9 protein-coding genes are annotated in these 12,468 nt (G+C 72.7%); 5 read left to right on the forward strand and 4 right to left on the reverse strand.

Going from position 1 to position 12,468, the window contains the following annotated elements; all coding sequences use genetic code 11:
- Window positions 1–256: 256 nt before the first annotated feature.
- Entirely contained in the window at window positions 257–1,666 is a 1,410-nt protein-coding gene (locus tag DCW30_RS08175) for a PP2C family protein-serine/threonine phosphatase (RefSeq protein ID WP_076682742.1), read from the forward strand.
- Between the two features lie 83 nt (window positions 1,667–1,749).
- Here DCW30_RS08175 and DCW30_RS08180 read toward each other — a convergent pair whose 3' ends face one another.
- Window positions 1,750–3,243, reverse strand: a complete 1,494-nt coding sequence (locus tag DCW30_RS08180) for a DNA-binding protein NsdB (protein WP_076682744.1) — start codon at window positions 3,241–3,243, stop codon at window positions 1,750–1,752.
- A 236-nt stretch (window positions 3,244–3,479) separates the two neighbouring features.
- Between DCW30_RS08180 and DCW30_RS08185 the strand changes: the two genes are divergently transcribed.
- From DCW30_RS08185 to DCW30_RS08195, 3 genes are all read left to right on the forward strand, one after another.
- Window positions 3,480–4,667 carry an aminoglycoside phosphotransferase family protein gene (locus DCW30_RS08185; protein WP_076682746.1) on the forward strand — a complete coding sequence of 396 codons (1,188 nt, stop codon included), beginning with the start codon at window positions 3,480–3,482 and terminating at the stop codon, window positions 4,665–4,667.
- 268 nt (window positions 4,668–4,935) lie between these two features.
- Window positions 4,936–5,769 carry an alpha/beta hydrolase gene (locus tag DCW30_RS08190; protein WP_076682748.1) on the forward strand — a complete coding sequence of 278 codons (834 nt, stop codon included), beginning with the start codon at window positions 4,936–4,938 and terminating at the stop codon, window positions 5,767–5,769.
- A gap of 300 nt (window positions 5,770–6,069) precedes the next feature.
- Window positions 6,070–8,061 carry an N-acetylmuramoyl-L-alanine amidase gene (locus DCW30_RS08195; protein ID WP_076682750.1) on the forward strand — a complete coding sequence of 664 codons (1,992 nt, stop codon included), beginning with the start codon at window positions 6,070–6,072 and terminating at the stop codon, window positions 8,059–8,061.
- A gap of 100 nt (window positions 8,062–8,161) precedes the next feature.
- Here the strand turns inward: DCW30_RS08195 and DCW30_RS08200 are convergent, their stop codons facing one another.
- Together DCW30_RS08200 and DCW30_RS08205 are read right to left on the reverse strand one after the other, a co-directional pair.
- The gene (locus tag DCW30_RS08200) at window positions 8,162–10,495 is read right to left on the reverse strand and encodes a glycoside hydrolase family 95 protein (RefSeq protein WP_076682751.1); all 2,334 of its coding nucleotides are present in this window, start codon (window positions 10,493–10,495) and stop codon (window positions 8,162–8,164) included.
- A gap of 159 nt (window positions 10,496–10,654) precedes the next feature.
- Window positions 10,655–11,155: a hypothetical protein gene (locus DCW30_RS08205; protein WP_062772731.1), complete on the reverse strand. Its 501-nt coding sequence runs from the start codon at window positions 11,153–11,155 to the stop codon at window positions 10,655–10,657.
- 219 nt (window positions 11,156–11,374) lie between these two features.
- Here DCW30_RS08205 and DCW30_RS08210 point away from each other — a divergent pair, with 219 nt between their 5' ends.
- Window positions 11,375–12,139, forward strand: coding sequence for a leucine-rich repeat domain-containing protein (locus DCW30_RS08210; RefSeq protein ID WP_079249877.1), 765 nt, complete (start codon window positions 11,375–11,377; stop codon window positions 12,137–12,139).
- 10 nt (window positions 12,140–12,149) lie between these two features.
- Here DCW30_RS08210 and DCW30_RS08215 read toward each other — a convergent pair whose 3' ends face one another.
- Window positions 12,150–12,392, reverse strand: coding sequence for a DUF397 domain-containing protein (locus DCW30_RS08215; RefSeq protein ID WP_076682753.1), 243 nt, complete (start codon window positions 12,390–12,392; stop codon window positions 12,150–12,152).
- Window positions 12,393–12,468: the final 76 nt, after the last annotated feature.

Raw genomic sequence — 12,468 nt, forward strand, 5'->3', positions numbered from 1 at the left:
GACGAACCGATCCTTCCCGCTCTCCGGCACCAGGCGGGAACCCCGCATTCCGACCCGAAACACCTACGCGTTCTTCACCACAAATCCATGGACTTACGCCCCAGTAAGCACATACCCGCAGGACAAAGGCATATGCCGTAAGCATCACTGCATCGACTGTTGCCAAATCCCTTACAGGCCCCCACCCGCTGTGCCAAAGTCATGAGCGGTCCCTACCGCCGAGCCGGTTCGCGCCGCCTCTCCACCGGAGCACCCCATGCCGTCCCACGTCTTCGCGGATCACACCGCCGCCCAGCCGCCCGAGCGCGGCGCGGTCGACGCGCTGATCTCGCAGGCACGCCGCCTGCGCGGCGAGGTGGACGCCATGCGGCGCGAGACCGCGCCCGACGGGGGCGACCCGGCGGGACGCTGGCAGCGGGCGCTGTGCGACCTGGCGGTGCACCAGCTCAACGACCTCGACGCCCATCTCGCCCAGCTGCGGGACGGCCCGCCGTGCGTCGTGGGGGAACCCGCGGCGCCGGCCGGGACCGCGGAGCGGGACCCGCGGCGGGGCTCGCTCCTGAGCCGGGTCGGCAGCGCCGAGTGGGATCTCCTCACCGACGAGGCCACCTGGTCCGGCGAGCTCTACGAGATCCTGGGCCGCGACACGGCCGCCCCACCCCTCTCCCTGGACGAACTCCCCTCCCTCGTACACGCCGAGGACCAGCCCCGGCTCACCGCGATGGTCACGGACTGCCTCGTCGACGGAAAGCCGATCGACGGCGAGTTCCGCGTCCTGCGGCGGGGCGGCGGCGTCCGCCAGGTGCACATGATGGGCGAGCCGGTCCTCGCCCCCGACGGCTCCACCGCCTCCATGTGGGCGGTCCTGCGGGACGTGAGCGAGCTGCGCCGCAGCAGGGTCGCCGTCCACGAGAGCCAGGACTCGCTGCGGCGTCCGCGCCACGGCGCGGAGACCGATCCCCGCCTCGCGGCCGCCCTCCAGGAAGCGGTCCTGCCGCCCTGGCGCGACACCCTGCGCTTCACCGCCGGCGGCCTGGACCTGGCCGCCGACCACCTCCCCTCCTCCACCGGCGCACCGATCGGCGGCGACTGGCACGACGCCCTCCAACTGCCGAACGGCGACGCCCTGTTGAGCGTCGGCGACCTCACAGGGCCCGGCGTCACCGGCGCCTCCGGCATGGCGATGCTGCTCGGCGCCCTGCGCGGCACGGCGGTCACCGGAGCGGGCCCCGCCCACCTCCTCGGCTGGCTGAACCAGCTCATGGAGGCCACCGCGCGGCCCGCCACCGGCAGCGCCGTCTGCTGCCGCTACGACCCGGCGGCCCACCGCCTCACCTGGGCGCAGGCCGGGCACCCCGCCCCGCTGCTGTTCCGCGAAGGGGCGGGCCGCGCGCTGACGCCACCGGTCGGCGCACCCCTCGGGTCCCCCTCCGGAGCCTCGTACGCGCAGGCCGACGTACAACTGCGCCCGGGTGACCTCCTGTTGCTCCGCACCGACGGTCTGGTCCCCCGGTGCGACCGGGACGCGGCCACGACCGAACTTCTCTCGATGGCACCCCGCTTCACCGGGGCGCTCAGCGCGCAGGACTGCGTGCGCGCCGTCATGGAGGCGTTCGACGAGGTGCCGCGTGAGGCCGACGCCTGTCTGCTGATGGCACGGGTGTGACCCGCGCCTGACGACACGGTCCGGCCGGTCGCCCTCGGTTCGGTGGTGAGGACGGGCTCGGGCCGGTGTTCAGGACGGGCGCGTCACGCCCTCGCCGTCCTGCCCCCCGCCTTGACCCCCTTCGGCAGCGCGAGCTTGATCTCCTCGCGCAGGTCCTGGATCTTCGGGTAGTCGGAGTACTGCGCGGTCAGCCGGAACATCTCGCGCAGCCGGTCCCAGGTGCGGTGGGAGGAGTTGGAGTTTATCGACACCAGGGCCAGGCGTGCGTAGCGGTCGGCCTGCTCCGGGTCGTCGGCGATGAAGCAGGCGGAGGCCAGCGAGATGTAGTCGAAGATCTGCGAGCGGTCGCGGCCCTTGGCCCGCAGCTCGATGGCGAGTTTGGCGTGCCGCTGCGCGACGCTCGCCGCCGCCGGGTCGTGTTCGGCGAGCGTGCGGTAGGCCAGGGCCTGCATGCCGTGCAGGTCCGCCTCGTCGAACATCTGCATCCAGCTCGGCGGCTCCACGTCCCCCTTGTCGGAGACGAAGAGGTCCTCGGCGAGGCCGAGCGTGCGCCGCATGGCCTGGCCGCGCCCCATCGACGCCTGCGCCCAGGCCTCGATGGTGTACAGCATGGCCTTGGTGCGCGGCAGGGCCTCCTCACCGCCGCCGGACTTGGCCAGCTTCATCAGGTCCAGGGCGTCGTCCGGCTTGCCGAGGTGCACCATCTGGCGCGCGGCCCGCGACAGGGCCTCCCCGGCACGCGGCCGGTCCCCGCCCTCCCGCGCCGCGTGCGCCGCGATGACGAAGTACTTCTGCGCCGTGGGTTCGAGGCCGACGTCGTGCGACATCCAGCCGGCGAGGACGGCGAGGTTGGCGGCGACGCCCCACAGGCGTCGCTGGAGGTGGTCGGGGTGGCGGTAGGCGAGCATGCCGCCCACCTCGTTGAGCTGGCCCACCACGGCCTTGCGCTGGAGTCCGCCGCCGCGGGACGCGTCCCAGGCGCGGAACACCTCGACCGAGCGCTCCAGCTCCTCGATCTCCTGGGAGCCGATGGGAGCGGCCTCGTAGCGGTCGGCGGCTGCGGGGTCGACGTGCAGGGGGTCGTGGGTACGGGGGGCGTCGGCCGCGAGGGCCGGGTCGGCGTGCAGCCAGTCATGCATGGCGCTGCTGAGCGCGGAGCCTGCGGCAAGCGCAGCGCCCGCGCCCACCAAGCCGCGTCGGTTGAGCATGAGGTCCATTCCCGTGAATTCGGTGAGGACCGCGGCCGTCCGCTCGGGCGCCCACGGCACGCCGTCGGGGTGCTCCACACTCCCGTCGCCCTGCCGCTTCCCTGGGCGTCCCTGCCGGACCAGACCGAGATCCTCAGTGGTCACGACACGGCCGAGACGCTCGGTGAACAGGACCGCCAGCACCCGCGGCACCGGATCGCGGGGGATCTCCCCCGTGTCGATCCACCGCCGCACCCGCGAGGTGTCGGTGGCCAGCTGGGGATGGCCCATGGCCGCCGCCTGCCGGTTCACCAGCCTCGCGAGCTCACCCTTGGACCAGCCGGCCAGGGCGAACAGGTCCGAAAGGCGGGTGTTGGGTTGTCCGTTCACGTCAAGCCCCCAGGTTCTCGGCTGAGTTGACAGTAACCGCCTGTCAGTTGCTGAGCGACTATTCGCCAGGGTTCGCCAGGGTGCGCCAGATGGTGTGCCAGGGGGCCCCGGGTGTCAGGTAGGAGTGCGCCACCCCGACCCGGTCGCCGCAAGGCACTCCCCAGGGTGCACCCGAAAGCGGCCGGGCCGGGAGGTGCACGCAATGCAACAGGCACACGAAGGGATCTGTATCGCCCATGCACACAGCATCGTCCTCCGTGTCCGCCCCGCCCCGGCCGCCGCACCCGCGTCCTCCCGCCCAGCGGAGCCGCGAGATGCCCCCCTCACCGGGAAGCGGCCCTTATCTGGAGCCGGTGCGGTCCTCCGCCGCGCAGCTCGGCGTCGGCCGTGCGCACCGTCCGCCCGGGGCCGGCACACAACCGCTCAGCGGGAGACTCGACTTGTCCGGCCCCCACGGGGCGCAACTGCGCGGCGCGATCGCTTCGGTGCACCGCATCTGCCCGGAGTTCAACCCCGTACAGGTGCTCCGCCGCAACGGCCGCACCGCCCTGCTCATCGGCACCGTCGGGCGCGGCGCCGCCGTCGCCAAGTGCCTGCTCGACCACTCGCCCGCCTGGTCGGAGCGGCTGCGGCACGAAATAGCCGCTTACCGTTCCTTCGTCCGCCACCGCCCGCCGGTCAGGGCGCCGCGGCTCATCGCCGCGGACCCCGACGACTGCACGCTGGTCATCGAGCGGATGCCGGGACGTGTGGCGGCGTTGCAGCGGCATCCGATCGAAACCCCGCCGCGGGCGGACATCCGCGCGGCGCTCGGTTCCGTCGTCCGCCTCAACCGCTGGCAGCCGCCGATGGAGATGTTCGGCAGGCCGATGGACTACGGCAGGCGGATCGCCCGCTTCCACGAGCTGGGCCTGCTGACCGACCGGGACATGGGCGACCTGCAGAAACTGCTGCACGGGATCGCGCACTCGGCCGTCCACCAGGGCGGCGGGCCGTACGCGATGTGGCAGTTCTGCCACGGCGACGCCCTGCTCTCGAACATCCTGCTCTCGCCGCCGGGACCCGTCCTCGTCGACTGGGAGCACGCGGGCTGGTACCTGCCGGGATACGACCTGGCGACGCTGTGGGCGGTCCTCGGTGACGCCCCGGTGGCGCGGCGCGAGATCAGCCAGCTGGCGCAGTCGGCGGGTCCGGCGGCGCGCGACGCCTTCCTGGTGAACCTGATGCTGGTGCTGACCCGCGAGATCCGTACGTACGAGATGGCCGTGCAGCGCTCGATGCACGGTACGACCCCGGCGGCGCCGGGCGCGGCCCATCCCGGTGCTGTGCCGTCCGGCGAGGAACAGCGGCTGCTGCTGAGGCGGCTGCACGACGACTGCCAGCTGGCCCGCCGGGCCGTGCGAGCGGCGGTCGGCACTCGCTGACGGGGACGGAGGCCCGCGGCGCGCCAAGGGGGGCCCGGGCGCACCGCGGACCTTCGTATGCCCCTGGTCTGCGCCTGCGGCCATGCCGGCGGGAACCGCCCGGCGGCCTATGCCGCGATGGCCCGCCGCTCGGGTCGCGTGCGCGCGCCGCTCGGGTCGCGCCCGCTTTGGTCGCGTGCGCGCGCCGCTTTGGGCGTGAGGGCGGGAGTATCGGCCATGCTGTCACGTTCCCTCTACGGCTGCGGACTTGTGACCGTAGCGTCAGGGTATGTCCGTCACTGACGCAGAGCAGATCGACCGGGCCAACGCCTCCGGTCGCACCCCGGTCGTGTTCGTGCACGGCCTGTGGATGCTGGCAAGCAGCTGGGACCACTGGCTCCCGCACTTCGAGGCCGCCGGGTACGCGCCGGTCGCGCTGACCTGGCCCGGTGAACCGGCGACGGTGGCCGAGGCCCGCGAGCGCCCCGAGGCCATCGCGGGCAAGACCGTCAAGATCGTCGCCGACCACCTGGCGGGCCTGATCGGCACGCTGGAGCGCAGGCCCGCCGTCATCGGGCACTCCGTGGGCGGGCTGCTCACGCAGATCCTCGCGGGGCGCGGCCTGTCCGCGGTCTCCGTGGCGATCGACCCGGCGCCGTTCCGCGGCGTCCTGGCGCTGCCCCTGTCGACGATGCGCTCGCTGCGCCCCGTGATCGCCAACCCGGCCGACCGCAAGCGCGCCAAGCTCCTGACCTTCCCCCAGTTCCGCTACGCGTACGCCAACGCCGTCAGCGAGGAGGAGGCCAGGGCCATCTACGACCGCTACGCCGTGCCGGCGCCCTGCGTCGTGCCCGCGCAGGCGGCGATGGCCAACCTCAATCCGCGCACCGAGGCCAGGGCGGACTGCCGGACCGTGCGGCGCGGCCCGCTGCTGATCATCTCCGGGGGGAAGGACAACGCGGTGCCCTGGGCGATGGCGAACGGCGCGTACAAGCGGCAGAAGGGCAACGCCTCCGTCACGGAGATCGTCGAGCTGCACGGGCGGGACCACGCGCTGACCCTGGACAGCCGGTGGGGGGAGGTCGCCGACACCGCCCTCGCGTTCGTGCGCCGCTTCGTCTGAGCGGCACGCCGCCGCGTCCGGGCCGCCGACGCGGGCGTGCACGGCGGGCGCGCACAGGTGTCGTGCTCATCCGAACAGGTGGTCTTCACTCCGCTCATTGGTCCACGCCACTGACGCACCGCAGGCGGTATGGCCTCCCTGGCGAAAAACTCTCCCTGACCGGGCCGGACCAGCGCTGACTCGGGAAACCGCTTGTCCTGAGCATGATTGACGGATCGTCGGTCAGCCGGTACCACTGACGCACGCCCGGCCCGCACGTCCCGTCACGCTTCACCGGCCCAGACGTCCCAGGAGGCTGCATTGCGAGCATCCGCCCGCGCCCGTACGTCGTCCGCGCGCAGACGCACCATCAGGACGGCGGGCGCCCTCGCGTCGGCCGGGCTGCTGGTGCCGCTGCTCGGCGCGGCCCCGTCACCCGGCGCCGACCGACCGTCGTCCGACACCGACCTCCAGGGCGCCTTCGCCGCCGCGTCCGCGGAGTACCGCGTGCCGCAGAGCGTGCTGCTCGGCGTCTCCTACCTCCAGTCACGCTGGGACGCGCACGGTGGCGCGGCCAGCGTCACCGGCGGCTACGGCCCCATGCACCTGACCGACGCGCGCACCGCCCTGGCCGCCGCCTCGCACCACAGCGAGGGCACGGAGGACCCGCGCGGCGACACCTCGCGTCCCGCGAAGCCGCCGAAGGCGCACGTGCCCGCGGAGAGCGAGGTCCCCGCGCGGCTCATGACGCTGCCGCGCGCGGCGGAGCTGACCGGCCTGCCCGCCGAGAAGCTGCGTACCGACGTGGCCGCGAACGTGGAGGGCGGCGCGGCGCTGCTCGCAGCGGCCCAGAAGAAGCTCGGCAAGCCGCTGGGCGGTGATCCCGCCGACTGGTACGGCGCGGTCGCCCGCTTCTCCATGGCGGACGACGAGGCGACGGCGGCGACGTACGCCAATGACGTGTTCGCCGTCATCCGCGACGGCGAGCGGCGCACCACGGACGCGGGACAGCGCGTGACGCTCGCGCCGGTCCCGGGGCTCAGGCCCGACGCCGCGCAGGTCGAGCGCATGGGTCTGCGCAAGGCGCCGACGGGCGGCACGGAGTGCCCCAAGACCGTCGCGTGCGAGTGGATCCCCGCGCCGTACGAGGAGTTCAAGGACCCCAACGGAAACCCCGACTACGGCAACCACGACCTCGGGGACCGGCCCAAGAGTCAGAGCATCGACTCGATCGTCATCCATGACACCGAGGGCCGGTGGGAGGGTGTCCTGAAGATGGTGCAGGACCCGACCTACGTGTCGTGGCAGTACTCCCTGCGCTCCACCGACGGCCACATCGCCCAGCACGTGAAGGCCAAGGACGTCGCCTGGCACGCGGGCAACTGGTACGTGAACTCCACGTCGATCGGGCTGGAGCACGAGGGCTTCCTCGTCGCCCCCGACACCTGGTACACCGAGGCCATGTACCGGACGTCGGCCCGTCTGGTGAAGTACCTCGCCAAGCGGTACGACATCCCGCTGGACCGGCAGCACATCCTGGGCCACGACAACGTCCAGGGCACGACGAGCGCCGGCATCCCGGGCATGCACACCGACCCGGGCCCCTACTGGGACTGGCAGCACTACTTCACGCTGCTCGGCAAGCCGTTCAAGCGCACGGCGGGCGCGAAGGGCGGCGTGGTGACGGTGGCTCCGGAGTACGCCCGGAACAGGCCGGAGTACACGGGCTGCGAGAAGCCGGGCCAGAAGTGCGTGCCGCACGGTTCGGCGGCGGTGCGCGTGCACACCGAGCCGCGCGACGACGCCCCGCTGATCAAGGACATCGGCAAGCGGCCCGGCGGCCAGGACTCCACGATCGACGTGAACGACGTCGGCGCCCGGCTCTCGACCGGCCAGCAGTACGCGGTCGCCGAGCGCAGGGGCGACTGGACGGCCGTCTGGTACCTCGGCCAGAAGGCCTGGTTCAAGAACCCGAAGAAGCAGCCCACGGCGGTCGACGCCAAGGGCCTGGTGGTGACGCCGAAGGAGGGCGCCACGGAGGTGCCGGTCTACGGCCGGGCCTACCCGGAGAAGGAGGCCTACCCTGCGGGCGTGCCCGTCCAGGCCGTCTCGCCGCTGCCGTACAAGATCCTCGCGGGCCAGAAGTACGTGGTCGGCGACAAGGTCCCCGGTGAGTACTTCTACGCGCCGACGTTCGACACCGCGCCGCACAAGGTGGTGCGCGGCAAGGACATGTACTACGTGATCCAGTACGGGCACCGGATCGGGTACGTGCGGGCGGCCGATGTGCGGGTGGCTCCCTCGTCGAAGTGACGGTGGCACGACCGGCCGGGTCCGGGTCCGCGTGGGGGCGGGCCGGGGCCCGGCTTCCGTGCGTCTGCGTGGCTGTGCGGCTGTGTCGGCTGCGGGCGGCTCAGCCGAAGACGTGGCGCTGTCCGGCGCGGGCCCGGAAGGTCTTCGTCCCGCCTGGGAACAGGGTGGAGCGCAGGGTGAGTTCACGGGTGCGCGACGCCCTGACGGCGACGCGGGTGGCGCGGCCCGCCGCCCAGGTGAGGTCGAGCGTGGCGCCGCCGCGTGCGCGCAGGCCGCTGACCGAGCCGTCCGGCCAGCTCGCGGGCAGTGCGGGCAGGATGTCGAGCACGCCGTGCTGGCTCTGCAGCAGCATCTCCACGATGCCGGAGGTCGCCCCGAAGTTGCCGTCGATCTGGAACGGCGGGTGGGTGTCCCAGAGGTTGGGCAGCGTGGAGGACGTGAGCTGTTCGCCGAGCATCCTGTGGGCGTGGTCGCCGTCGCGCAGCCGCGCCCAGAAGTTGATCTTCCAGGCCTTGGACCAGCCGGTGCCGCCGTCGCCGCGCGCCATGAGCGAGACCTTCGCCGCGTCGGCGTACGCGCTGCCCGCCTCGATCTGCCGTCCGGGGTGCAGGGCGTAGAGGTGGGAGACGTGCCGGTGCTCGTCGGTCCTGTCGTCGAGGTCGGCCTTCCACTCCTGGAGCTGGCCCCACGAGCCGATCCGCAGCCCCGGGTCGAGGTCGGCCAGGGTCCGTTCGAGCTCGGTGCGGAACGCGCGTGAGTCACCGAGGACCCGGGCCGCCTGAAGGGTGTTGGTGAACAGGTCGTGGACGATCTGCTGGGCCATGGCGCCGCCCGCGGTGAAGTCCCCGTGCTCGGGCGAGTAGCTGGGCGTGACGACCAGCTTGCCGTCGCGCGGGTCGGTGCGCAGGTTGTCCAGCCAGAACTCCGCGGCCTCCTTCAGCACCGGGTAGGCCGTGGTGCGCAGGTAATCCGTGGAGCCGCTGAAGCGGTAGTGCTCGTAGAGCTGGGCGGTGAGCCAGGCCGCGGCTTCGGGGAACCAGAAGGCGGTCGACCAGTCGTGCGCTCCGGTGAACCCGTAGGGGTTGGTCTCGTTGTGCACGACCCAGCCGCGGCTTCCGAACATCTCCTCGGCGGTGCGGCGGCCCGGCGCGCGCAGCGCCTCGACGAAGCGGTCGTAGGGGGCGGCGGTCTCCGCGAGGTTGGCGGCCTCGGCGGGCCAGTAGTTCATCTGGAGGTTGATGTTGGTGTGGTGGTCCGCCGACCAGGGCGGGGTGGTGCTGTTGTTCCAGACGCCCTGGAGGTTGGCGGGCAGGGAGCCCGCGCGCGAGGAGGCGATGAGGAGGTAGCGCCCGTACTGGAAGAACAGCGCTTCGAGCGCGCGGTCGGCGGGGCTCGCGCCGCCCCCGTACTCCTTGAGCAGCCGGTCGGTGGGCACGTCCGCGGGCATGGCCTGCCCGATGTCGAGGGCGACGCGGCCGAACAGGGCGCGGTGGTCGCGCAGGTGCCGGGCGCGAAGTGCCGCGTGGCCCGCCGCGACGGCCTTGTCCACGGTCCGCGTGACGTCGGCGTGCGGGTCGTCGCCCCGGTAGCGGGGGTAGGTGTCGGCGTAGTCGGTGCCGGCGGCGAGGACGAACCAGACGCTGTCGGCGCCGGTGACCGTGACGCTGCCGTCGGCGTCGGCGACGCGGGTGCCGCCCCGGTGTCCGACGCGCAGCTGTGCCTCGAAGGCCAGGCCGTTGTCGGCGAGCGCGCCGCGCACCGTGATCCGGTCGCCGTCCGCCGTCGCGGTGGAGTCGGCGCGGGGCGAGGAGTACCGCAGGGTGCAGGTGACCTCGCCGGCACGGTCGGCGAAGAGCAGCCCGACGATCACCCCGTGCGGGTACGAGGCGAAGAACTCCCGCTGGTGGCGCACCTGTTGGTGCTCGTACGTGACGGTCGCGAGCCCTTGTGCGAGATCGAGCGCACGGCGGTAGCCGGCGCCGGGCTCGGCCGGGGCCCCGGGCACGTCGATGTGCAGGTCGCCGAAGGTCTGGTGGGCGCCGTAGCCGCGTCTGGCCTGGCCGAGCCGGTCCGCGACCGCGTCGGGGGCGAGCCGCCCCTCGGCGTCGAGTTCCGCGCGGACCCCGTCGAGGGCGCCGGGTCTCGGGGCGCGCCAGTTGCCGAAGTCGTAGCCGCCCTTCGATCCCGGGCCGCCGGTCCACAGTGTCTTCTCGTTGAACTGGAGCCGTTCGGAGGCGAGGGTTCCGAAGACCATGGCGCCGAGGGCGCCGTTGCCGATGGGCAGGGCCTCGCGCTCCCAGTCGGCGGCGGGAGTGGCGTACCAGAGCCGCAAGTCATCGGAGGTGTCACCCGCCGCCCCCTCGGCGGCCCCGGCGTCGGTGAGCGCTCCGCTCCCGGCCACCAGCATGGCGGCGGGGCCCAGCGCCGACGTCATCGTGGCTCTTCGCGTGATCCCCTGAGAGGTCCCCTGAGTCATGACCGGCCACGCTAAAGGTCCGATGACTGGGTGGCAAGACAGGAAACAGCCCCGCTCCATGGACAGAACGGGGCGGCACTTGGACGGATGTGGGTCCCCGTGGTCAGGGGGTGCAGGTCAGCCCTGCTGGAAGAGCTCCGCGGGCAGCGGCTTCAGGAGCGCGTACAGATCGTCGGTGATCGGGCGGTCCCAGGCGGCGATGGTCACCAGGACATGGTCGCTCCGGTCGAACTGCACGCACGAGATGCGGCTCTCCGAAAGCTTCAGACGGCGCACGATGAGGAGATTGTCCCCCTGCATCACCGGCATGTCCTCCGTGGAGACGACCGTGATGTCCTCGTCGTTCTCCAGGGCCAGGAGGAGCTGCGCCACCTCGAAGGGGATCTCGCCCTCCTCGGTCTCCCGCGCGGGCGAGCCTTCGGGCAGATTGCCGATGATCATCGCGGGGCCACGCCCGCCGAAGAGGTCGTAGCGCAGGAAGACGCCCTGGCAGCTGCCGTCGGGCGCGGGCAGCAGGCCCGCGCCGAGATTGCCGGGCCAGTCACCGGGATCCATGGCCAGGACGTCGAAGTCCGGGCCCGCGGGAGTGGCGGAGCTGCGGCGGCGGAGGAAGGACATGCGCCCATGGTACGTGGCCCGCGAGGTTTACCGGCGCGGGGGCAGGCGCCCCGTCGCGCCGTCCGCGCGCGCTTCGCCGGAACGCGTCCGCACGGCCCGAGGGCCCCGCCCGACCAGCGCTGAAGCTCGCGCGACGCCCACACGGGCGTACGCCGGCGATGAGGCCGTACGCCTGCCGGCGCGGGCCCGGCGTCGGCGGCCGTCACCCGCGGGGGAAGAATGACGCACCCGGAGAAGACGGAGGGACCCAAGGGCATGGACGACGCGAGCACCGTACTCGACTACTGGCACGGCGGCCTCGACGCGGTGCCGGACGAGGTCTGGCGCCACCCGCGTCTGGAGGTGCTGCTCCTGCCCGACAACGCGCTCACGCACCTGCCGCCCCGCATCGGCACGCTCACGGACCTGCACACCCTGGACCTCGGTCACAACAAGCTGCGCGCCGTCCCCGCCGAGCTCGGCGGCCTCACCCGGCTCAGCCGCTTCCTCTACCTCCACGACAACAAACTCACCGAGCTGCCCGCGTCCCTCGGCCGCCTCACCCGGCTCGCCTACCTGAACGTCGGCGAGAACCGCCTGACCGCACTGCCCGACACGCTCGGCGCGATGACCGGCCTGGTCGAACTGCGGGCCCAGAAGAACGAGTTGACCCGCCTGCCGGACACCATCGGGTCGCTCGCCGCGCTCCGCGAGCTGTGGCTGCGCGGCAACCGGCTCGGGGACCTGCCCACGTCCGTGCGCCGCCTGCGCGAGCTGCGCGAGGTGGAGCTGCGGGACAACGCCTTCACGGCCGTCCCGGAGGCCCTGCGCGGCCTGCCGCTGCTGCGCCGCCTGGACCTGCGCGGCAACGGCGTACGCCGACTCCCCGACTGGCTGGCGGAGTTGCCCGCCCTGGAGAAGCTGGACCTGCGCTGGAACGACGTCCGGATCCACGAGGGGCTGCTGCGCGCGCTCACGGAGAAGGGCTGCGTCGTGCTCCGCTAGGGCCCGCCCGCTACGTCAGGTCGAACTCGCCCTCGCGCGCCCCGTGGACGAACGCCCCCCACTCCGCCGGGGTGAAGATCAGCGACGGGCTCTCGGGACGGCCCGCGTTGCGCATCGCGATGAAGCCTTCGACGAAGGCGATCTGCACGTCGCCGCGCCCCTCGCTGCTCGATCGCCAGTCGGCCCCGCTGAGGTCGAGCTCCGGCTTGTCCCAGCCCGCGAGTGGATGCTGCTGAATGGTGCCTTCGGCCACGTCCGTGCTCCTCCCGAATGCGTCGGTCCGGCGTCAGCCTAGCTTTCACCCCGGGTGCCGGACAGGCCGCGGGAGA

Origin of the sequence: Streptomyces alfalfae (genome assembly GCF_004127445.1) — a bacterium.
GTDB lineage: Bacteria > Actinomycetota > Actinomycetes > Streptomycetales > Streptomycetaceae > Streptomyces > Streptomyces alfalfae.